The sequence below is a fragment of the Corynebacterium sp. MSK150 genome, assembly GCF_030229215.1.
In the GTDB taxonomy this organism is placed as follows: domain Bacteria; phylum Actinomycetota; class Actinomycetes; order Mycobacteriales; family Mycobacteriaceae; genus Corynebacterium.
Genome location: NZ_JASPHM010000002.1, coordinates 126,876 through 149,164, shown reverse-complemented (window position 1 = coordinate 149,164; position 22,289 = coordinate 126,876). Strand labels below are relative to the sequence as shown.

The following is a 22,289-nucleotide window of genomic DNA, read 5'->3' as shown; positions in this document are numbered from 1 at the left end:
AAAACCATGTTCCCGCTGCGCTCAAAAGTAACTACCGTCGGCCGCCAAGCCTCTGGTGCCCGCGCCCTTTGGCGGGCCACCGGCACCAAGGAAAATGACTTTGGCAAACCGATTGTCGCCATAGCCAACTCCTTCACCCAATTCGTCCCCGGCCACGTACACCTTAAAAACGCTGGCGATATCGTCGCCGACGCCGTGCGCGAGGCCGGAGGCGTACCCAAGGAATTCAATACCATCGCCGTCGATGATGGCATCGCCATGGGTCATAGCGGCATGCTCTACTCGCTGCCTTCACGCGAAATCATCTCCGATTCCATCGAGTACATGGCCAATGCCCACACTGCCGACGCCCTGGTGTGCATCTCCAACTGCGATAAAATCACCCCGGGCATGCTCAATGCGGCGCTGCGCCTTAACATTCCCACCATCTTCGTCTCCGGCGGACCGATGGAAGCCGGCAAAGCCGTCGTAGTTGATGGCGTTGCCCACGCCCCCACCGACCTCATCACCGCCATTACCGCCTCGGCCAATGACGCGGTATCCGATGAAGGCTTGACCCAGGTGGAGGAATCCGCCTGCCCCACCTGCGGCTCCTGTTCTGGCATGTTTACCGCCAATTCCATGAACTGCCTGACCGAGGCACTCGGCTTGGCACTGCCTGGCAACGGCACCACCTTGGCCACCCACACGGCTCGCCGTAGCCTATTTGAAAAGGCCGGCTCCACCATCGTCGATATGTGCCGCCGCTATTACGGCGAGGAGGACGAATCCGTTCTCCCCCGCAAAATCGCCACCAAGGAAGCCTTCACCAACGCCATGGCGCTAGACATGGCCATGGGCGGATCCACCAACACCATCCTGCACACGCTCGCAGCCGCGCAGGAGGGCGAGGTGGATTTCACCCTCGATGACATAAATGACATCTCCTACCGCGTGCCCTGCCTGTCCAAGGTCGCGCCCAATGGCACCTACCACATTGAGGATGTCCACCGCGCCGGCGGTATCCCCGCTATCTTAGGAGAGCTTCGCCGCGCCGGGCACCTGAACTTGAAGGTGCATACGGCGCTATATGACAACGCCGAGCAGTGGCTCGATGACTGGGATATCCGCAACCCACATGCCACCGATGAGGCCCGCGAACTGTACTACGCCGCGCCGGGCGGCGTGCGCACTACCGAACCATTTTCCCAATCCAACCGCTGGGACGAGCTCGATACTGACGCCGCTAATGGCTGCATTCACGACGCCGATCATGCCTTTTCTTCCGACGGCGGCCTGGTTGTCCTACGCGGAAACCTGGCCCCCGACGGGGCCATCGTGAAGGCAGCGGGTGTGGAAGAAGAGCTGTGGACCTTCTCTGGACCCGCCCGTGTGGTCGAATCCCAGGAGGAGGCCGTATCGATAATCCTGAACAAGGAAGTTCAGCCGGGCGACGTGGTGGTCATTCGCTATGAAGGCCCGTCCGGCGGCCCTGGCATGCAGGAGATGCTCCACCCCACCTCCTTCCTGAAAGGCGCCGGTTTGGGCAAGGCATGCGCCTTGATTACCGACGGCCGTTTTTCCGGCGGCACCTCCGGCCTTTCCATCGGCCACATCTCCCCCGAGGCGGCCCACCAGGGCCTTATCGGACTCATCGAAAACGGCGACACCATCACCATCGACATCCACGAGCGCCAACTCACCCTGGATGTGGACGAGGACGTGCTGGAGCGCCGCAGAGCCGCCCAGGAACAGCGCGAGCAACCGTGGACTCCAGTGAACCGCAACCGCCCCATCACCAAGGCGCTGCGTGCGTATGCAGCCATGGCCACCTCTGCCGATCGCGGCGCGGTGCGTGTGGTCGATGGCCATGTAAATTAGCCAGTATTAACTGCTAAATCCCTGTGAGCCTCGGTGGGGTGCACGCCCGTTTACCTGCAGATCGCATAAAGTGTACTGCGATGAAACTCGCGCGCACCCCACTTTTTCGTTATGCCTTAGCTCTGCTGGGCCTCATTTTTGGCGCCTGGAAGATTGTTCAAGACACCCGCATCACGGACTTTCCCATTGACATGGTGATCTACCGCGAGGGCGTCAAAGCCTTCCTTGATCACCGCTCCGTCTATAGCGAGCCCATGCTCGCCGGGGATATTGAACTTCCCTTCATTTATCCACCCTTTGGCGCGCTCGTCATGGTTCCACTCACGGCCTTTGACGGCATTGACCACGATATGGCGGGCGACATCATGGTCGTCCTCTCCGATCTACTCCTGCTCGTCTGCCTCTACTTCGTTTTCAGGGCGGTGCTGAAGAAGCCGGATTTTCTCCTGCCAGTTACCGCCATTGCCTGGGCCATTGCCTTGCGCTTCGAACCGGTTGATCTCAACAATGGTTTTGCGCAGATCAACATCGTGGTGATGGCGCTGGTTATCCTCGACCTCGTTCCGCGCAAGCGCTTCTTGCCGCAAGGTGTCTTGATTGGCTTGGCCGCCGCTATCAAAATTACCCCGCTGGCGATGCTGCTCTACTTCCTCGTGCGCAAGGAATGGAAGCAGATTGCCACGGCCTTCCTTTCCGCAGTCGCTGCCACGCTGCTTTCCGCGGCCTTCCGCTGGGACGCGTTCGTGGAGTTCTTCAGCTCTAAATTGCTAGATATGGGATCTGGCGGCAACTTCGGCGTGGCAACCGACTACCAGTCCAATAGTTCCATCAAGGGAGCCATTCAGCGCATGTATTCTTCTTCGGAAGCCATGGACGCCAATGGATTGACCATCAACCTCGCGTGGCTCGCAGCTTGCCTAGTGGTTATTGCCTTTGCTGCGTGGCTCATCAAGCGACTGTGCGAGGAGCATCTGCTTGTCGACGCCCAATTGGTCACCGCCCTCACCCTCCTCCTCATCTCCCCTGTTTCCTGGTCGCACCACTGGGTCTGGCTCACGCTCATCATCCCGGTCTTTGTCTACCGCGCGTGGACCTGGCTGCCGTCTGGATGGGCTGCGGGCAGCCTCCTGACCGTCCTTATCGCTTGGGCAGCCATGCTGCTGACCGTCCCTCCTAAATGGTGGTGGGGCGATCAAGTCGATGTCCACGCCATGGAGCGCTACCAAAAGTTCTGGGTGGATGACTTTGTCTGGCTCACCGTGCTTACCGTCGCACTTTTCGCAGCCGCTTTCTATGCCTCCCGGCGCAATAACCGGAACACGAGTACCGCTACTCCTGCCCCGCTAGTGTCTTAAGCGCTGCAAGGTGCGAATCGAATGCGGCCTTACCTTTTGCCGTGAGCATCACCCATACCGTGTCCTTGCCACGCGAGGACCCGTACTCGCGAAAGCGACTGATATACCCCTCTTTTTCCAGTGCGCTTAGCTGCTTAGACAGCGTGGCATCGGATTGATTCACCTTGTCTCGAATCGCGGCAAAGCGCATCTCTTTGTTGATGGCGCCTTCCACTGCTCCAGCCGCGTTGAGCACCGCACAAATTTTAAAGCGATTAAGCGGGTGGATTACTGGATCGAGCTCATTCATCGCCGCTTGCCCGCTTGCCACTTGCACTGTCCCGCGTGGACAGATCCATCGCACCGGAATTGAAAACCCAAAATACAGCGATGCCCCACAGCGTGAATACTACAGCCGCAGTGGCCAGGTGTCCTTCGAGGAAGATCTGGGGGAACGTAGGGCAAAATATCAGAATGATTCCGAAATAGTATTTCTTATCCGGCTGCGGCTGGGCGAAGGGATCTTGCCTATAACCTGCGCGCACGTTGCGCTTCTGAGCGCCAACCCAGAGAGCCACTCCCACGCAGACCACCACTAAACCAAGGGACAACCACCACGGTATGCCATTCCCCCATTGGCTCAAGATAAACCAAAGTACCGCCAACGCTGCAGCAAACAAGGCATTAAGCGCAGTCTTCCGTCCGTCGCTTTGCTCCTTCTCCACTTCCTCGTTGAAGGACAGTGCCTCGTGCACGCTTTCATCCATTCTCGCCGTTCCTTTCACCTTCGACTTTTCGTTGTTTTCCACTTTAGAAAGTATCATACTTTCCGCCATGGAAAGCAAGAGCAAAAGAAAATCCGCCGCTATTGCGACGGACAATCTATTAGCGCCTAGTTCAACGGATTAACGCCTGCGCCGAAGAACCAGAGTGCGGCGAGGATGGCGATGCCGATGAGAACAAAGGCCCAGGAAGTACCCAGCGGGCGGCGTGCCCAGGAACGCTTGAAGTCTAGGGAGATAAAGCCTGGGCCAGTAAACTGCAGGCCCACTGCTATGACAAAGAGGACCAAGGAAAGCCATACGGATTCCGGCCAGCTAAAGACATCCAGGCCGGCATCGGTCTGGGCGAGCTCGTGGACGGCGGTAAAGCCGGTCACCACCAGACCAAGCATGGCAGCCAGCGGCGTAATGAGGCCGAGCAGCAAGAACACACCAGCGATAAGCTGCATGGTCGGCACCGCGATAGACAGTGCGGTATCCCATGCATAGTTAGCAAAATCGCCTTCCAGGCCGGACAAGCCTTCGCTATCGCCAAGGGTAAAGAAGGTCTTTGCTCCCGCGACGATAAGGTAAGCGCTCAGCGCCAAGCGGATGAATAGAAGGCCGAAGTCGATGGTGCCGCGGCGACCATAGCGCTGATAGCCTTCCTTTTCTTCTTGTTCCGCCTGTAGGCGTGCCTCGCGCTCCTCTGCGGTTTCGGTGCTGAGGGTGCTGTCCACGGGGGCGTCGGCAGTAGCAAGTTCCGTCTCCTCCTCTACGCTAGCCGGCGTGGTGGACTCCGGTTGTGTGAAGGCTACGGTCTCCTCGCCGGCGCTGCTGTCCTGACGTGCGGCTTCATTTGCACTGGAATAGGACAGTACCTCGGTTTCAGGGTGGTTCTGCTGCGCCTGAGAAGGCTTGATCTCCTGTGGCTCGGCGCGGCCGGCGCGCTCGAAAAGCCCGGGCTTCGACTTTTTCTGGCCGGAGACAGAATCCTTGCTAGCGGGCTTCGCGTTGTATGTAGGCACGTCCATATCCTCATCAAACGGGGTGGCTTTATCCGGTTGCTGCTTATCGCTCATAGCTCCAACTTAGGGCACGTGCCTGCACTTTTGTGGTACCCACCACGGCGCGCCGCACGAGCTTGCGCGCTATGTGGCCACCAAGCCGCTCGCAGCTTCGATGACCGAACGCGTAAGTTCACCCAATACCTCCGATTCCAATCGCCAACGCTGCCAGTAAAGGTCGATATCGAGCGGGGAGTCGTCGAGAAGCACCAGCTCTTTTGCCGCCAGTAGGGGCAGCGCTTGAGCTTGGGGCAGCAATCCCCACCCCAGGCCAACGCGAACGGCCTCGAGGTAGCCCTCGGACGAAGGGATCTGTGACACCCGGGCACGCACCACGGACGAATCAATGAAGCGCTCCCGCATCGCATCGTCCAAAACCTGGTCGTTAGGCCCATATCCCACCAGCGGCATGGTTTCCCAGGTCAAGCGGCCACTATGAAAGCTTTCTGCAATATGCGGCGCCGCGACTGGGAAGTAACGCATCGTACCCAAAAAGCTAGACTCACACCCTGAGACCGGTGTGGCTTCCCTCGTTACCGCGCCAAGCACATCTCCACGCCGCAGCATGGCTAAGGTACGGGCCTCATCCTCAATCCGAATGCGCAGGGCAACATCGCCCCGCCGCGCGGTATCGCTAAGGACCCTACGAAACCATGTCGCTAGGGAATCCGAGTTCACTGCAACAGAGAGCGGGACCCGGGCCAGGCGGTGGCCTAGGCGGGCATCCGTCTCTGCCTGTACCAACGCCATGCGGCGTGCGGATTGCACCAAGATCTCCCCCGCTTCTGTCGCGGTTACCGGGGTAGCACGGCGAAGGAGCACTCGACCGGTGCTCGACTCTAGGGCCTTAATTCTTTGGCTTACCGCAGACGGCGATATACCGAGTACGGCAGCGGCAACATCGAAGCTGCCTTCGTCCACGATGGCAAGCAAAGTTTCTAAGTGCACCGGGTTCATGAAGCTATTCTAAACCAACTGTAGATTCATTAACTGGACTAATTCAGGCCAGGAATTCACACTGGAAGGCATGTCCATCGTGCTTGCTGGTTTCTTCCTGGGATTATCGCTCATCGTGGCCGTCGGTCCGCAAAATGCCATGCTGCTCAAATACGGCATCCGCCGCGACCACATCGGCCTCATCATTGTCGTCTGCGCGCTTTCCGACGTCATCCTGATCACCTCCGGCACGGCCGGCGTGGGCTACTTGGTAGAAAAATTCCCCAACGCCCTGCAGGTTCTGAAATATGTTGGCGCCGCTTACCTGGCGTATTTCACCTTTACCTGCTTCCGCGATGCGTTCAAGACCAAAGGCGAGGCCATCGAGGTGGAATCCACGCAGCCGAAGGCACCGCAGGAAGTCGCTTCCTTCGATGGCTCTAGGGCGCGCAGCACGACCAAGACTGCAACTCGCGTCGAGATCAAGCGCTCCCCTTCATGGGTTAAGCCGCTATTGACCGCCCTGGCCTTAACATGGCTCAACCCAGGCGCCTACGTAGACGTAGTGGTCATGCTCGGCAGCATTGCTAATCAATATGGCGAATCGGGGCGCTGGCTTTTCGCCGTGGGTGCAATCTGCGCCAGCTTCACCTGGTTCCCCTTCATCGGCTTTGGCGCGGCGCGCTTCTCCCACGTGCTGTCCCGACCCACAGTGTGGCGCTGGATCAACTTCGGCATCGGCGTCATCATGATTGGCCTAACGCTCAAGTTGCTCCTGCTCTAGGGAACGAGCACCACCGCGCCTAGTTGCCGCGAACGCGCGAGGCGGTGGCGCCTGCCCAGCGGTTGATGCCGGCGTCATGGGCGGCGTCGTCAATCGCAGCCAGCTCCTCCGCACTGAAGTCAAGCTTGTCCAGCGCGCCCAGGTTGTGCTCGAGCTGCTCCACAGAAGAAGCACCCAACAGCGCCGAGGTAAGCGTGCGATCCCCCTGGTCACGCAGCACCCACGAGATGGCCATCTGAGCCAGAGACTGACCGCGCTCGCCTGCAATATCGTTGAGCGAGCGGATCATGGAAAGGTTTTCCTCATTGAGCCAGTCCTTTTCCAGGGTCTTATTCTTCGCCGCTCGCGAATCTGCAGGGATGCCGTCGATATAGCGGTCCGTCAGCATGCCCTGTGCCAACGGGCCGAAGCCGATAACGCCCAGGCCGCTGCGCGCCGTAACGTCAAGCAGCGACTCACCGTCTTCGCCCGGGCGCTCAATCCAGCGGTTCAAAATGGAATAGCTCGGCTGATGGATCAGCAACGGGCAGCCTTCATCTTCCATAAACTCCACGGCCTCTGCGGTGAGCTCCGGACCATAAGAGGAAATGCCCACATACAGGGCTTTGCCGGAAGCTACGATATCGCGCAGAGCGTATAGGGTCTCCTCCAGCGGAGTGTCCGGGTCCGGGCGGTGGTGGTAGAAGATGTCCACGTAATCCAAGCCCATGCGCTTCAGGGAAGCGTCCAAGGAGCTCACCAAGTACTTGCGAGAGCCGCCGAAACCGTAGGGTGAATCATTCATTACCCAACCCGCCTTGGAAGAAATGATCATTTCATCGCGGAAGGGGCGGAAATCGCGGGCGAAGATGCTGCCGAAGTTGTCCTCCGCGGCGCCTGGTTCAGGGCCATAGTTATTGGCCAAATCGAAATGAGTAATCCCCCGGTCATACGCCGCGCGCAGGATTTCGCGCTGCGTGGCCAGGGGACGGTCGTCGCCGAAGTTCTGCCATAGGCCAAGGGAAATGGCCGGCAGCTTCAGCCCAGAGTTGCCTACTCGGCGGTACTCCATCGAATCATAACGGTCAGATGGGGGTGCATAGATACTCATGGCCCCCATTGTCCGCTTAATTCTTGGAATTGTCAGCCTTTGGCAGCTCCTCATCTTCTTCAGGGTCGCCGGATGCGCCGGTTTCTTCGACCCACTTTTCAATTTCTTCCGGGGTGCGGTCAGTTTCTACCGCATCACGCTCGGTGTAGTAGGAGTAATCGTGGCGCTTTTCTTCGTACTTTTCCTTGTCAAAGTCCACGTCGTCGTCACCATCGAGCTCTTCGGTGACTTCCTCCACCAGCTCATCGTAGAGGGCCTCATTGTCCATATTGGAGTCCTCGATGTGCTGGCCAATTTCATCGTCATAGCGCTCAGCATCATATGCCTTGTCCGGGTGCAGCTTCAGGTGCATGAGGGCACGTACACGCTCCCGGCGCACAGCCTCATCCTGGATCTGAGACTGGCTGCGGAACCAAGCAAAGACCAGGATGGCCACCATCAGAATGCCCATGTAGCCGATGACGGGGTAGATGTAGTTCATCAGGGTCTTGAATCCGGCGAAGGACACGGCGAAACCGGCCAAGCAGCCGATGACAAAGATCAGTGGGAAGCGCTTCTCATGGCCGGCAGATAGGCGCTTGCCCAACGCGTAGAACATACCGATAGCGGTATTGAAGATCATCAAGTAAATGATGACCGCCATAATGGCGCCCAGCGTCGGGTTAACGTCATCTACCAAGGACAGCATCGGGATATCGGAACCTTGTGCCTTGTCCGAGTTCATCAGCAAGGAGAATCCGGCAAGGCCCATCATGATGGAGTAGATGATGCCGCCTACAACGCCGCCCCAGCCGGCCTCGCGCGGACTAATATTATCGCCACCGATAACCAGGGACATGGACACGGCGAGCATCAGGGCAAGGCCGTTGTAGTTGAGTGCTGAAATGAGCCAGTTACCAATCGGGGTGTCGATCTGGCTGGAGGCGTCCATAGCGGCACCGATGTCATCCGGCATATTGAGGCCGGTGTAGATGGCTACGCCAATGACCGCAATGATGATGGTCGGTGTTACAGCACCGATGACCTTGGATACCTTATCCACGTCGAGCATGCCCACGATAAGCACCATTACCAGCATGAGCGTGGAGCCGATCCAAGTCTTCCAGCCAAACTGCTGCTCCATATTGGAACCCGCGCCGGCCAACATCACAAAGCCAATAGCAAAAAGGGTGATGATGACCGCGACGTCCAGCAACTTGGAGACGATCGGGTGAGTGACATTGCGGAATACGGTGTTGTGTTCAGAAGCGTGGAAGTAGCTGCCCAGCTGCAAGAACACTGTACCGGCAAGGGTCATGATGAGTGCGGCGATAATGATGCCGGGAATACCCCAGGAACCAAAGGCGGTGAAGTACTGCACCACCTCTTGGCCTGTGGCAAAGCCGGCGCCGACCAGCAAGCCCACGAAGGACATAGCGATGGCGATAATGTTTTTAGAAGACACAGTTGCCTAACTTTTGTAGCGAATATCTCTCGCATACTGGTGCGCGCGGCCCCTTGTCCCCCACTCCCCCAGCACGTGGGCAACACAACACCGATATGCGTTCCTTAAGGAATGGTACGTAAGTGACCCGTTAAACACCTACTGACACATACCGATGTTGTGATAAATCACATTTGGGGATGCAGCGAAATCAACCTAACGCTTTAGTCGTCGAAGGTCGCGGTATCAATCACGAAGCGGAACTTTACATCGCCTTCCACCACGCGCTCATAGGCGTCATCAACATCGTTGACGCCGATCTTTTCAATAACGGCGCCGATACCGTGCTCGGCACAGAAGTCCAGCATCTCCTGGGTCTCTGCAATGCCGCCGATGTTATTGCCGGTTAGCACCTTGCCGCCGCCGACGAGGCTACTCATATGAATCCCCAGCTCCTCCGGCGGAAGTCCCACAACGGACATGATGCCGCGCGGCTTCAGCAGCTGCAGGTAGTCATTGAGGGAGTACTGGGCAGAAATGGTGGACAAGACGACGTCGAATTCACCACGGTGGTTGGCAAAGAACTCTTCGTCCTCACCGGTGGCCAAAATGTGCTTAGCACCCAGCTCATAAGCTTCCTTTTCCTTGCGCAGGGAGCGGGAAATCACGGTTACTTCCGCGCCCTTTGCCGCAGCGATCTGCACACCCATGTGGCCCAAGCCGCCAAGGCCCACTACGGCAACCTTGTCGCCTTCCTTGACCTGCCAGCGAGCCAGCGGCGAATAGGTGGTGATTCCGGCGCACAGCAGCGGGGCTGCGACGTCAAAGTCGATGCCCTCCGGGATGGTGCACACAAAGTTTTCGTTGACTACTACCTTCTGAGCATAGCCGCCTTGAGTAATGGTGCCGTCTACATCTTCGGAGTTATAGGTGCCCACATTGCCATTCAGGCAGTTCTGCTCCTGGCCGTTGCGGCACTGTTCGCACTCGCCACAGGAGTTCACCAGGCAGCCCACGCCAACGCGGTCGCCCACCTTGAACTTGGTGACCTTATCGCCCACAGCTTCCACAACGCCGGCGATCTCATGGCCCACCGTCAGGGGGAAGTGGGCCTGGCCCCACTCGTTGCGGATCGTGTGAATATCGGAGTGGCAGATGCCTGCAGCCTTAATATCAATGACCACGTCGTCTTCGCGCGGATCGCGGCGCTCAATTTCTACGACCTTGAATGGTGCTTCAGGGTTTTCCTTTTGCAATACTTTGCTCTTAATTGTCATGCCCACGACCCTACGCGTAACCCCACTGACCTCGCCTAACGAAAATAATCACCAACTCTATCGGGGAAGGAAAACCAAAAAGGCCAGCCACGCCCCTCTCGTTGAGGAGGGATAGACGCGGCTGGCTATTTGGGGGTCTTAGTTCAGCTTCTCTGCGATGAGCTTATTGACCTGGCCCGGATCGGCCTTGCCCTGGGTAGCCTTCATGACCGCACCCACGATGGCACCGGTGACCTTCTTATTGCCGGCACGGTACTTTTCCACAATGTCCGGGTTGGCGGCCAGCGCGTCATCTACGGCCTTCTCGATGGCGCCGTCATCGCGCACGACCTCCAAGCCGCGCTTTTCGACGACCTCGTCGACGTCACCCTCGCCCGCCAACACACCATCGACGGCCTTGCGCGCGAGCTTGGTGGTCAGCTTGCCCTCATTGACGAGCGCGATAACGCGCGCCACGTGTTGCGGGGTAATGGACAGGCCAGCAAGATCGGTATCCTGCTCGTTGGCCTTGCCGGCCAGGTAAGAAACCCACCAGGAGCGTGCCTCGTCCGGCTTCGCACCGGCCTCGACGGTATCCACGATGAGGTCGAGGGCGCCGGCATTAACCAAGTCACGCATCTCCTCATCCTTGATGCCCCACTCTTCCTGGATGCGCGCACGGCGAACCCATGGCAGCTCCGGAAGGGTCTGGCGCAGCTCTTCTACCCACTCGCGCGGAGCAATGACCGGCGGCAGGTCCGGATCATTGAAGTAACGGTAGTCTTCCGCGGTTTCCTTCGGACGCCCCTTGGAGGTGGTGCCATCGGCCTCTTGATAGTGGCGGGTTTCCTGATCAATGATGCCGCCATCTTCAAGCACCTGCGCCTGGCGCTGCATCTCGAAGCGAACCGCCTGCTCCACGGAACGCAGAGAGTTAATGTTCTTGGTCTCGGTACGGGTACCAAACTCTTCCTGGCCCACCGGGCGCAGGGACAGGTTGGAGTCCACACGCATGGAGCCTTGATCCATGCGGGCGTCGGAAACGCCCAAGGCTGCAACGAGCTCGCGCAGGGCGGAAACGTAGGCCTTAGCCACCTCGGGCGCGCGCTCACCGGCGCCAATGATCGGCTTGGTAACGACCTCAATGAGAGGAATACCCGCACGGTTACAATCCACCAGGGATGCCGTGGCGCCGTGAATACGGCCGTCCGCGCCACCGAGGTGGGTCAACTTGCCAGTGTCTTCCTCCATGTGTGCACGCTCGATTTCCACGCGCCACTCGGTGCCGTCTTCCAGCACAACATCCAGGTAGCCGTCATAGGCAATCGGCTCATCGTACTGAGAAATCTGGTAGTTCTTCGGCTGGTCCGGGTAAAAGTAATTCTTACGGGCAAAGCGAGAGGACTCCGCAATGGAGCAATTAAGCGCCAGGCCAATCTTGATGGCGCCCTCCACGCCCTTGGAGTTAACTACCGGCAGCGCACCGGGCAGGCCCAGGGAGACCGGGTCAACGTTGGAATTAGGCGCTGCGTTGAAGTTCGTAGGAGAGGTAGAAAACATCTTGGTTTCCGTATCCAGCTCTACGTGGACTTCCATGCCCATTACCGGTTCGAACTTTTCTAGGACCTCATCGAAGTCCATCAGGTCATACATCGCAGCAGTCATGCGTGCCATCTTAATACGTCCATGCGCCCGCGCGCTCACGCCCCTAAGCTGAATACTATGACTACACCACATAGCGTTGATGCCGCGCTTATCGATGCCCCGTTGATCAACATCGCAGTCTTCCGCACTGCTCCTACCCCTGAAGAGGTAAGCGAGCGCCTGACCACCACTTTTGGTGATCGCTTGGGAGATATCACGCCGGGCAAGAATCCGGGAAGCATCATGGTCGAGCTGGATGATTCCTTCTTATTGCACTACCAAGCCGTCGATACTCCTCCCACCCGCGATAGCTATGGCCTCCACCCCATTTTGAGCGCGGATGCCCGCGGCCTCGATTCTGCCACCGCACAAATCCTCGTGTCCGTGCTTCCCCGTGAGACCGAACATGAACGCGCGAAGCAATTCCGCGAGGCCCGCCGTGATCACCTTGAGCTACTCTCCAAGGCCACTGCGGTGGTAGCCGAGCACCCCGACTGCCTGATAGTCCATAACCCGCGCGGCAACGTTTCTATCGCGCCGAATACTTTCCTCGAGGCTTTTCGGGATAACCTTGCCCCAATGCACATCGCTCCGGTGTGGCTTACCCAAAAAGAAAACAAAATCTTGGGTTATACCGTTGGGCTGGTCCAAGCCGGACACCCTGAAGTCCAGGCGGCCGCCGAATCCATGGATCCCACCGATCTCTATTACAAGCTGGCCAATATCGCAGACCATGTTCTGCAAGGCGCCACCGTCAAAGACGGCGACACCCTATCTTTCGAGCAAGACCAGCCCCCTCTGACCGTGCAGAAAGAGCCCTGGTTTGTAGACGAGTCCTATCCTGCGGTCACGATTAATTTTTAGCGGGTTTCCCGGTCCTACTTCCGGGAATCCGAATAGCGGCAGATGGCTGCCAGCACCGCACCAGAGAGGTTGTGCCACACCGAAAAGACGGCACCTGGCAGGGCGGCCAATGGGTTCATATAGGTCGATGCCAGGGAGGTGGCCAAGCCGGAGTTTTGCATTCCCACCTCGACGGCCATGGTGCGCCGTGCGGCGACCGGCTGCTTGGTCAGCATTCCGGCTAGGTATCCCAAGCCGTAGCCGCAGGCGTTATGGATTACCACTGCGGCAAAGACGAGTGCGCCGGCGGTAGCGATGGTGTCGTGCGCGCCGCCGACCACGATGCACACAATGGCCGAAATGGCCGCAACCGAGATCCACGGCAATGCCGCGTTAATCTTTGCCACCACGCGCGGAACTAGCATGCCGATGAGAATGCCGGCAACAACCGGAATGAGCACAACCTTCACAATGGACCAAGCCATGGCGGAGGCGGAGACCGGCATGTACTCCCCTGCCAGCCACAAGGTCAGCAATGGGGTAAGGACCGGCGCCAACAGGGTGGAAATGGATGTCATGGTCACTGACAAAGCCACATCACCGCGCGCGAGATAAGACACCACATTCGAACTCGTACCGCCGGGCGCGCAGCCCACCAAGATAACGCCGGCCGCTACAGCATCGGGAAGATCCATCACAGCGACCACCAGCAGCGCCACCAGCGGCATGATGACGAACTGCGCTACTACTCCGATGAGAACGGGCAGCGGACGGCGTGCCACCAAGGCAAAATCCACCGGCTTGAGGGTTAGGCCCATACCGAACATGACAATACCCAGCAGCGGGGTGACCTGCGGGGCGAAGGAAGCTGCGGTCTCTGGCGCGAGGTATCCCATCACCCCACCGATAATCACGAGCACGGGAAAGCCTAGCGCTGCAATGAGCGCTTGACGGTCTTGCGCTGAGGAAGGCGCAGAGGGCACCTTCACCCGATTATCTGTCATGCTATCGATACTCATGGACAAAAGAATACGCTCCCACCCAGTGGGAGCGCTATCTTAATATTCGGAACGCAGAATGCCCCTAGCCAAAGAGCGCCTGGGCGTTGCGGTAACGCGATTCCGGCACCGTCTTCAGCGTGCCCACGGCATCTTCCAACGGGACGAGGTCAATATCCTCGCCATGGAGGGCAACGCACATGCCAGACTCACCTTCGTGGATGGCGCGCGCTGCGTGCACGCCGTAGCGAGTAGCAAGCACGCGGTCATAGGCAGTCGGCGTGCCGCCGCGCTGAATATGCCCCAGCACGGTCGTACGCACGTCATACCCGGTGCGTGCCTTGATTTCATCGCCGATTACCTGGCCGATGCCATTGAAAGTCTGGTGCCCAAACTGATCGACGCCGCCGGCCTCGAAGTCCATAGTCCCCTCCTTCGGGAGGGCGCCTTCTGCCACGCAGATAATGCCGTACTTCTCGCCCATCTGGAAGCGGCGTTCCATCGCCTTCGTAATCTCCGCGATATCAAAGGGCTCTTCCGGTACCACGGTGTAGTGCGCGCCGCCGGCCATGCCCGCGTGCAGGGCAATCCATCCCACGTGGCGGCCCATAACCTCCACGATCAGGATGCGGTTATGGGACTCTGCGGTGGTGTGCAGACGGTCGATAGCATCGGTGGCCACAGAAACGGCGGTATCGAAACCAAAGGTGTAGTCGGTGGCGTTAACGTCATTATCAATGGTCTTCGGCACGCCCACTACCGGCACGCCGTTATCAGAAAGCCACTTTGCGCCCTTGAGGGTACCTTCACCACCGATGGCGACAAGGGCATCCACCCCGGCATCCGCCATGTTGGACTTAATCTGGTCAAGGCCGGCCTTGAACTTATCCGGATGCAGGCGGCCGGTGCCCAGGATGGTGCCGCCGCGCAACAGAATACGATCGATTTCCGCATCGTCATAAAGATCACGCCGGCGGTCTTCCATCAGGCCCACCCAGCCGTCTTCATAACCTACAACGGTATCTCCAAATTCATTGGATGCGGTACGCACTACCGCACGGATTACAGCATTGAGGCCGGGGCAATCGCCGCCGGACGTTAAAACACCTAGACGCATACCTACCAATCTAGCGCGCGATTTTTAGGCCTGCAGAGTGTCCCTAAAACCTAGGGCAGAAACCAGGCCCACCACCAGCGCAGCCACGATGACGAGCAGCGAATTAATAATTGCCGCCTCTGGGCTACCCGTTTGCATAACTGCGGATACCAGGGCAACTCCCACCACAGATCCCACCTGACGGGAGGTGTTGTACACACCGGAGGCAGCGCCCATGAGTTCCGGCGAGATATCGCGCAAGGTGGTGGCTGCGTTGGAACCCCAAATGAACGACTGCCCCACACCTAGGCCGGCGATAGGCAGCCCGAGTACCCACGGAAGGGCGTCGACCTGCATGACCCACCATGCCGCAAGGAGCGAGAATATAAGGATAGAAAATCCCACTACCCCAAGAATCCGCGGATTGACGTGATCCGCCATAATTCCAGCCAACGGAGATATCAGGAGAGACACCAGCGCCATAGGAGCCACGATGATGCCGGCTTCGCCCGCAGGCACTCCCTGCATGGTCTGCAGCCACAGCATGATGGGCAGCATCACCGCAGCAGCCATAAACCCCATTGCGATGATGCCTACCGAGCCCGCCAAATAATTGCGGTCACTAAATAGCGCCAGCGGCACCAGCGGACTCGACCCGCGGGCCTGGGCAGTTGCCTGCAATCGAATAAACCAGATGATAGCGGCAACTCCGGCGAGCAGGATCAGCCAAATGGTCCATCCCCAGCCAAGCACCGGGCCCTGCTGAATACCAAAGACGATTGCCGCCAAGGCGATGAGCGAAACGATGGCCGAGGGCGCATCGATAGACTGCACGGTCGTGGGTAGCTCAGGCACCCACAGCAGCGCGAAGACAATGGCTAGCACCACGAAGGGAATGTGTATCCAAAAGGCGGCCTGCCACCCAAAGTGCCCGACCAGAAAGCCACCGGCGAGTGGACCGGCAAGTGCCGCTACCGAGCCAATGACGCCCCACACTCCTAGTGCGCGCCCACGGCGCTCACGCGCAAAGATGCGATTGATAACGGACATGGTCTGTGGCATCTGGAGGGACGCACCCACGCCTTGCACGGCACGCGCCGCAATGAGCACTTCCACTGTGGGAGCCACGGCACACGCCACTGCTCCCAGCCCGAAAATGCCCACGCCTAAACAGAACATCCGGCGCTGGCCCAAAACATCACCCAAGCGTCCGGTAAAGAGCAGCGGCACCACCACAGCCAACAAATAGGCCGCGGATACCCACATGGTGTGGTTTACCCCTGCGTTCAATTCGCGTTGCAGGTCAGGAAGCGCCACCGCCACCATGGATTGGTCCAGCAGGGATACAAAGAATCCGAGGGACAATGCAAACATGGCGCGCCATGCTTGGCGCTCGGGCGGCAGATGCGTCTCCACAGTCATGGCCTTAGAGTCTAGCGGGCAGAGAAATGTCGACCTAGACTGGCTGCATGTCCATGATCGATATTAAAAAGCCCCAAGACGTTTCAACCGCCACCACTGTCACCCTCGGCCTCATCGGTGGCTGGGTCACGGCCCGCGAGACCGGCATTCGCCCGCTGGGTGGCGTGATCCTCGCCGCTGCCGGTGTATGGGCGGGTCGCTCTTGGGCCAAGAAAACCACCCCGGCTACCACCGCCGGCCTGTGCGCGCTCTACGTGGGTGCATTCGGCGCCTCCCACCCGCTGGCCAAGAAGATCGGTGCGTGGCCGGCAGTACTCAGCGTCACCGCGGCTTCGGCGGGCGCGGCTTATGCGCTTTCCGACGCCAAATAGTCCCCACCCACACAAATGCGCACCACGTCCCTAGACATGGTGCGCATACTTTTATCCTGCGTGTCGCTAGTTTCTACTTGGCTACCGTGAACTCAACCGCAGCATTCTCGCTACCCAAGGCAACGGTGCCGCCGGGGAGGTTATAGAAGGAGGGGTTGGATTCGAGGAGGCCACGGAGGGCGTCGGAAAGCTGCTGCGTATGCTCATCGCAGGCCGCGCGGGTGGAATTGAACTCGCCCACGCTGATGGTGCCGCCCTTGGCCACCTCGTAGGTAGTGGTGTAGGTATTGCAGCCATCATTGACCGCCAAGGTGCGATCCTTGGCAAAGGTGACGCTCAGCTTGCCATCTTCCTTAACGGAGTGGAGCTCGCCGGTGATGGTCTGTCCTTCAATGTGAGGCTCCAGCTTCTCGGCGCCCTCTGGGAGCGGAGAAATCAGGTCAGACTGAGTCGGCGCAGTCATGCTAAACCCCGGATCGATGTCGGGGACCTGCGCAGCGTTGGCAGCTCCAGCGCCCATCAGCGCAGCGGCGGACAGCGAAAGTAGTGCGATCTTTTTGAAATGCATACCCAATAATTTACCCCCGCCGAATTTAAATTCAACGGGGGTAAAGAAACCCTTATGGAATCGTCAGGGACTCCACAGGCGGCGATTTACTTATCGCGGCCAGCCTCATAGGCAGCGCCCACCTTATAGAGGCGGTCATCCTCGAAGGCCGGCGCCATGATCTGCAGGCCAGTCGGCAGGTTGGTATCGCTAGCCAAACCGGACGGCACGGACATGCCGCACAGGCCGGCCAGGTTCAGCGGCAGCGTACACAGGTCAAAGTTGTACATTGCCATGGGATCCTCGGCCTTCTCCCCCAGCTTGAATGCGGTGGTCGGGGTAGTCGGGGAAACGAGCACGTCAACCTGCTCGAAGGCACGGGCAAAGTCCTGCGCAATAAGGGTACGCACGCGCTGCGCCTGCAGGTAGTAGGCGTCGTAGTAGCCCACGGACAGCGCATAGGTGCCCAGCATGATGCGGCGCTTTACCTCGGGGCCAAAGCCCTCCGCACGAGACTGGGACATGACCTGCTCCGCAGAGTGGGAGCCGTCATCGCCCGCACGAAGGCCATAACGCATGCCATCGAAACGTGCCAAGTTGGACGAGACCTCACACGGCATGATCAGGTAGTACGCCGCCAGTGCGTCATCGAAGTGCGGGCAATCAACCTCAACAATTTCGGCACCCTGCTCGCGCAGCTGATCGACGGCGGCGTGGTAATTCTCCATCACGCCTTCCTGCCAGCCATCGCGCTCAAACTGCTTGATGAGGCCCACCTTGACACCAGAGAGGTCGCCCTTGGCACCTTCGCGGGCGGCGGCGACAACCGGTGCTACCGGCTTATCCACGGAGGTCGCATCGAAGGCATCGTGGCCGGCGATGACCTCGTGTAGCAGCGCGGTATCCAGGACGGTGCGGCCACAGGGGCCGGCCTGATCCAGGGAAGATGCAGCAGCAATAAGGCCGTAGCGGGACACGGTGCCGTAGGTTGGCTTAACACCCACAGTATTGGTCAGCGCGGCTGGCTGGCGGATAGAGCCGCCGGTATCGGTACCGATGCCAAGCGGTGCCTGGCCGGAAGCAAGTGCAGCGGCGGTACCGCCGCCCGAGCCGCCCGGGGTGCGCTCCGTGTCATAAGGGTTATGCGCTGGGCCAAAGGCGGAGTTTTCATTGGAAGAACCCATGGCAAACTCATCCAGGTTGGTCTTGCCCAGGATGGGAATTCCAGCCTCGCGCAGACGCTTGGTCACGGTGGCGTCGTAGGGAGAAACGTAGCCTTCCAGCATCTTGGACGCCGCCGTGGTTGGCGCATCGGTGGTAACGAGCAAGTCCTTCAGCGCCAGCGGCACGCCTGCCAGACCAGAGGCAGGCTCTTCGCCGGCATCGAGGGCCTTATCCACGGCGTCGGCAGCCGCGAGGGCTTCTTCCGCCCCCACGTGCAGGAAGGAATTTAGCTCCTCATTGGTCTCTGCGATGCGGTCCAGGAAGGCCTGAGTTACCTCGCGGGAGGTAATTTCGCGGGAGTGAATCTTTTCCGCCAGCTCGGCGGCAGTCAGAGAGGTCAAGCCCTCCGCAGGAACGGTCAGGTTAGACATTTATTCTCCTCCCAAAATCTGTGGCACGACGAAGCGCTCATCCTCTACGGCCGGCGCCTGATCCAAAGCCTGTTCTGCAGTAAGGGTGCGCACAATAACATCCTCGCGCATCGGGGCGTCCACGGAGTGCGGGTGACTCATCGGCTCCACACCCTCGGTATCCACGTTTCCTACCGCGGAAACGGAATCAACAATTTCATCAATCTGCGTTGCAAACTGGGCTAGCTCTTCCTCGCTGAGGGCCAGGCGGGAAAGCTTGGCGAGGTGGGCTACCTCATCACGCGAAATCTCAGACACGCGAACTCCATCCTTTATCTGCATAATCGACATGCCCGTGAAAAATATTCACACTAAGCATGTACTATGTGAATTGCTAACGACCCATGGTACTGCACCTACCGCGACGGCTGCCGCGTCACCCCAAATTTGCGTTGCTTGAAGCCGCCATTGTGACGCACGTATCATGTTCGCGACTACAAACAACCGAAAGCGTGCGAGACCATGTCCTTTTTGATCCGTGTACTGCTCCCCGATTCCCCTGGCAGCTTGGGCCAGCTTGCCGACGCCTTTGGACTCGTCGACGGCAATATCCAGTCAGTCGACATCGTAGAAAACTTCCCCGACGGAACGGTCATGGATGACATCGTCATTGAGCTACCCCAAGGCGCCATGGCCGATGTCCTTATCACCGCCGCCTCTTCCGTGGACGGCGTGGAAATTGACTCCATCCGCCCGTTTAGCGGCCGAGTAGACCGCCGCGGCCAGATTGAGCTGCTCGCGCGCGTAGCTCATGCCACCAATGTCACTGCGGCCATGGAAGAAGTAGTTGCTGCGATCCCAAGGGCGCTGACCTCGACATGGGCAATCGTCATCGACAATAACGAGCCCATCCACCGAGTTGCCTCCTCCAACGCCGCCCCCGAAGATGATGGAACCGTGCCGCACGATATCGAGGTTGAAAGCGCGCGCGTGCTCAGCCCCGAGCGCGATGCATGGATTCCGGAAAGTTGGTCGCTTCTCGATTCCGCACTCGCCGCCGCCCCACTCGGCGATACCGGATTGGTCATCGCCATGGGGCGAACCGGCGGTCCTGATTACCTCGCCTCCGAGGTCGAGCACCTGGGCCACATCGGCACTATCTTGGGCAGCTTCCTCAAATAGCCGCAGCGAATTAGACTTCGCCGGTTTCTAGTAGTTGCTGGAATTGCGTCTCGTTGAGGATCGGGATTTCTAGCTCGCGGGCCTTATCCTCCTTCGAGCCAGCATTTTCGCCGGCAACGAGGTACGAGGTTTTCTTCGACACCGAACCGGTGGCCTTGCCGCCGCGAGAAACAATAGCCTCTTTCGCGGAATCCCTGGTGAAGTTCTCCAAGCTGCCGGTAACCACAATGGTCAAGCCCTCGAGAGTCTGCTCCTTGTGGTCCTCGGCCGCTACCTCCATGGCCACGCCCGCAGCAGCCCATTTGTCCACAATCATGCGATGCCAATCCACTTCGAACCAATCGTGGAAGGATTGCGCGATGGTCATGCCCACGCCATCGACCTCAGCGAGCTCGTCTGTCTTTGCGGCGCGCAGCTTGTCCATGGATCCATAGCGGGAAGCAAGCGCCCGAGCCGCAATCGGGCCCACGTGACGTATAGACAGCGAGACCAAGACGCGCCAAAAGTCGCGACCCTTGACCTCCTCCAAGTTGTTTAGCAAGTTCTGGCCTGCCGTGTTGACCTTGACGTTGCCCTCCCTCTTAGAGCGCTTGTCTTTGGTGTCCTTCTTTGCGGTATAGACATCTGAGGACAAAAGCTTTTCCGCAGTGAGCTCAAAAAGCTCCGATTCATCGACGAGAATGCCGTTGTCGATCAGATCCATCGCACCCTTCTCGCCCAAGGCCTCAATATCCAGCGCCTTGCGGGAAGCCAGATACTCCAATCGCGCCGAGAGCTGCGCCGGGCAGGACTGCGTATTGGGGCAACGCCAATCGGCATCGCCGTCCTTCTGTGGGGCCAGTTTCGTGCCGCACGCAGGACAGTTCTCTGGGAAGGTCCACTCATGCTCGCTACCATCGCGCTGCTCGCGCACCGGCCCAAGGACCTCCGGGATAATTTCGCCCGCCTTGCGAATAATGACGGTATCCCCAATGAGCACGCCCTTGCGCTTGACCTCGGATTGGTTGTGCAGGGTAGCCATTTCCACCGTAGATCCGGAAACGAAGACTGGCTCCATCACTGCGTACGGGGTTACTCGCCCGGTACGACCTACCCCCACCTCAATGTTCTTGAGCTTCGTGGTCACTTCCTCCGGCGGATACTTATAGGCAATGGCCCAGCGCGGTGCACGGGAAGTCGCACCAAGTGCGCGCTGCGAAGCCAAATCATCGACCTTGACCACCAGTCCGTCCATCTCAAAAATGGCATCGTGGCGATGCTCTGCCCAATACGCGACTTCGTCTTGGACTTCCTTGGCCGAGTGCACCTGCTTGGTATACGGGGACACGGGCAGGCCCCACGCCGCAATCGCTTTATAGGCATCGTGCTGTGAGGTCGGCGAAAATCCCTCGCGCGCACCCAAGCCGTGGCACACCATTTTCAGGCGGCGTTTTTTCACTTCGGCGGGATCCTTCATACGCAGTCCACCTGCCGCGGCGTTGCGCGGGTTAGCAAATTTTGCTTTACCGTCAGCTGCGCGCTCCTCGTTGATCTCCGCGAAGTCCCTGGGGCGCATGTATACCTCACCGCGAATCTCAATAAGCTCAGGGACCGGATATTCAGCAGTACCAGTCAACTCGTGCGGAATGTCCTCGATAACACGAGCATTAGCAGTGATTTCCTCGCCCACCGTGCCGTCGCCACGAGTAGCAGCGGTAGTCAAGTGCCCATCGCGATAGACCAAGTCGATAGACAGACCATCGATCTTCAGCTCGGTGAGATAGGTCTTAGCCGGGGTTCTATCCAGCCAATCCTGCATCTCGCCAGCACTAAAGACATTGTCCAGGCTCATCATGCGCTCAAGGTGCTCAATATCCTCGCCGGCGCTCGGGGCAGCACCAACCTGCTGGGTGGGTGAATCGGGCACGGCAAGCTCTGGGTGCTCTTCTTCTAGCGCAAGAAGGCGCTGGAAGAGGGCATCAAAGTCGGCGTCGGGAATAGCCGGCTCACCGTTGTAGTACAGGTTGCGGTGGCGGCGGACTTCCTGCGCGAGGTCATTCCATTCACGGTGCAGATCAACTGGATTAGTCACGCTGCCCAAGTGTAGCTATCCCTCGTGTCG

Annotated in this window: 21 protein-coding genes; 6 read left to right on the top strand and 15 right to left on the bottom strand. The window is 58.9% G+C overall.

Features of this window, described 5'->3' with window-relative positions:
* The first annotated feature begins 6 nt into the window (after positions 1–6).
* Both ilvD and QP941_RS01895 read left to right on the top strand, forming a co-directional pair.
* Positions 7–1,860, top strand: coding sequence for a dihydroxy-acid dehydratase (ilvD, locus tag QP941_RS01900; RefSeq protein ID WP_284867803.1), 1,854 nt, complete (start codon positions 7–9; stop codon positions 1,858–1,860).
* An 80-nt stretch (positions 1,861–1,940) separates the two neighbouring features.
* Complete coding sequence (locus QP941_RS01895) at positions 1,941–3,215, top strand: glycosyltransferase family 87 protein (protein ID WP_284867802.1); 1,275 nt, start codon at positions 1,941–1,943, stop codon at positions 3,213–3,215.
* Here QP941_RS01895 and QP941_RS01890 read toward each other — a convergent pair.
* The 4 genes from QP941_RS01890 to QP941_RS01875 all read right to left on the bottom strand — a co-directional run bounded on the left by QP941_RS01890 (position 3,190) and on the right by QP941_RS01875 (position 5,979).
* Entirely contained in the window at positions 3,190–3,504 is a 315-nt protein-coding gene (locus QP941_RS01890; protein WP_250410889.1) for a transcriptional regulator, read from the bottom strand. The two genes, QP941_RS01895 and QP941_RS01890, sit on opposite strands and share 26 nt — an antisense overlap.
* Entirely contained in the window at positions 3,497–4,075 is a 579-nt protein-coding gene (locus QP941_RS01885) for a hypothetical protein (protein WP_284766242.1), read from the bottom strand. Before QP941_RS01885 ends, QP941_RS01890 begins: the two co-directional genes overlap by 8 nt.
* 11 nt (positions 4,076–4,086) lie before the next feature.
* Positions 4,087–5,037, bottom strand: a complete 951-nt coding sequence (locus QP941_RS01880) for a DoxX family protein (RefSeq protein WP_284867801.1) — start codon at positions 5,035–5,037, stop codon at positions 4,087–4,089.
* Positions 5,038–5,106: 69 nt separating this feature from the next.
* Positions 5,107–5,979, bottom strand: coding sequence for a LysR family transcriptional regulator ArgP (locus QP941_RS01875; RefSeq protein ID WP_284766244.1), 873 nt, complete (start codon positions 5,977–5,979; stop codon positions 5,107–5,109).
* A 70-nt stretch (positions 5,980–6,049) separates the two neighbouring features.
* Between QP941_RS01875 and QP941_RS01870 the strand changes: the two genes are divergently transcribed.
* Positions 6,050–6,742 carry a LysE/ArgO family amino acid transporter gene (locus QP941_RS01870; protein ID WP_284766245.1) on the top strand — a complete coding sequence of 231 codons (693 nt, stop codon included), beginning with the start codon at positions 6,050–6,052 and terminating at the stop codon, positions 6,740–6,742.
* Between the two features lie 19 nt (positions 6,743–6,761).
* Here the strand turns inward: QP941_RS01870 and QP941_RS01865 are convergent, their stop codons facing one another.
* The 4 genes from QP941_RS01865 to gatB all read right to left on the bottom strand — a co-directional run bounded on the left by QP941_RS01865 (position 6,762) and on the right by gatB (position 12,176).
* Positions 6,762–7,832, bottom strand: coding sequence for an aldo/keto reductase (locus QP941_RS01865; RefSeq protein WP_284867800.1), 1,071 nt, complete (start codon positions 7,830–7,832; stop codon positions 6,762–6,764).
* A gap of 16 nt (positions 7,833–7,848) precedes the next feature.
* On the bottom strand, positions 7,849–9,276 hold the full coding sequence (locus QP941_RS01860) for a YkvI family membrane protein (protein ID WP_284867799.1): 1,428 nt from the start codon (positions 9,274–9,276) through the stop codon (positions 7,849–7,851).
* Positions 9,277–9,479: 203 nt separating this feature from the next.
* On the bottom strand, positions 9,480–10,532 hold the full coding sequence (locus QP941_RS01855) for an NAD(P)-dependent alcohol dehydrogenase (protein ID WP_284867798.1): 1,053 nt from the start codon (positions 10,530–10,532) through the stop codon (positions 9,480–9,482).
* A 138-nt stretch (positions 10,533–10,670) separates the two neighbouring features.
* Complete coding sequence (gatB, locus tag QP941_RS01850; protein WP_284867797.1) at positions 10,671–12,176, bottom strand: Asp-tRNA(Asn)/Glu-tRNA(Gln) amidotransferase subunit GatB; 1,506 nt, start codon at positions 12,174–12,176, stop codon at positions 10,671–10,673.
* A gap of 57 nt (positions 12,177–12,233) precedes the next feature.
* On the opposite strand from gatB, the gene QP941_RS01845 reads away from it, so the two are divergent.
* Complete coding sequence (locus QP941_RS01845) at positions 12,234–13,019, top strand: DUF4261 domain-containing protein (RefSeq protein WP_284867796.1); 786 nt, start codon at positions 12,234–12,236, stop codon at positions 13,017–13,019.
* 14 nt (positions 13,020–13,033) lie between these two features.
* Here QP941_RS01845 and QP941_RS01840 read toward each other — a convergent pair whose 3' ends face one another.
* The 3 genes from QP941_RS01840 to QP941_RS01830 form a co-directional block, all read right to left on the bottom strand.
* Positions 13,034–14,002, bottom strand: coding sequence for a bile acid:sodium symporter family protein (locus QP941_RS01840; protein WP_502869189.1), 969 nt, complete (start codon positions 14,000–14,002; stop codon positions 13,034–13,036).
* 79 nt (positions 14,003–14,081) lie between these two features.
* Positions 14,082–15,113: an ATP-dependent 6-phosphofructokinase gene (locus QP941_RS01835; RefSeq protein WP_005323342.1), complete on the bottom strand. Its 1,032-nt coding sequence runs from the start codon at positions 15,111–15,113 to the stop codon at positions 14,082–14,084.
* 24 nt (positions 15,114–15,137) lie between these two features.
* Positions 15,138–16,514, bottom strand: a complete 1,377-nt coding sequence (locus tag QP941_RS01830; RefSeq protein ID WP_284867794.1) for an MFS transporter — start codon at positions 16,512–16,514, stop codon at positions 15,138–15,140.
* 47 nt (positions 16,515–16,561) lie between these two features.
* Here QP941_RS01830 and QP941_RS01825 point away from each other — a divergent pair, with 47 nt between their 5' ends.
* Positions 16,562–16,885: a hypothetical protein gene (locus tag QP941_RS01825; RefSeq protein ID WP_005323344.1), complete on the top strand. Its 324-nt coding sequence runs from the start codon at positions 16,562–16,564 to the stop codon at positions 16,883–16,885.
* A 73-nt stretch (positions 16,886–16,958) separates the two neighbouring features.
* On the opposite strand, the gene QP941_RS01820 is transcribed toward QP941_RS01825, so the two are convergent.
* The 3 genes from QP941_RS01820 to gatC all read right to left on the bottom strand — a co-directional run bounded on the left by QP941_RS01820 (position 16,959) and on the right by gatC (position 19,348).
* Positions 16,959–17,453: an META domain-containing protein gene (locus QP941_RS01820; RefSeq protein ID WP_284867793.1), complete on the bottom strand. Its 495-nt coding sequence runs from the start codon at positions 17,451–17,453 to the stop codon at positions 16,959–16,961.
* An 86-nt stretch (positions 17,454–17,539) separates the two neighbouring features.
* The gene (gene gatA, locus QP941_RS01815) at positions 17,540–19,027 is read right to left on the bottom strand and encodes an Asp-tRNA(Asn)/Glu-tRNA(Gln) amidotransferase subunit GatA (RefSeq protein ID WP_284766254.1); all 1,488 of its coding nucleotides are present in this window, start codon (positions 19,025–19,027) and stop codon (positions 17,540–17,542) included.
* Positions 19,028–19,348: an Asp-tRNA(Asn)/Glu-tRNA(Gln) amidotransferase subunit GatC gene (gene gatC / locus QP941_RS01810; RefSeq protein ID WP_218840749.1), complete on the bottom strand. Its 321-nt coding sequence runs from the start codon at positions 19,346–19,348 to the stop codon at positions 19,028–19,030.
* Between the two features lie 180 nt (positions 19,349–19,528).
* Between gatC and QP941_RS01805 the strand changes: the two genes are divergently transcribed.
* Positions 19,529–20,188 carry an ACT domain-containing protein gene (locus QP941_RS01805; RefSeq protein ID WP_225747070.1) on the top strand — a complete coding sequence of 220 codons (660 nt, stop codon included), beginning with the start codon at positions 19,529–19,531 and terminating at the stop codon, positions 20,186–20,188.
* A gap of 10 nt (positions 20,189–20,198) precedes the next feature.
* Here QP941_RS01805 and ligA read toward each other — a convergent pair whose 3' ends face one another.
* Positions 20,199–22,268: an NAD-dependent DNA ligase LigA gene (gene ligA / locus QP941_RS01800; RefSeq protein ID WP_502869188.1), complete on the bottom strand. Its 2,070-nt coding sequence runs from the start codon at positions 22,266–22,268 to the stop codon at positions 20,199–20,201.
* Positions 22,269–22,289: the final 21 nt, after the last annotated feature.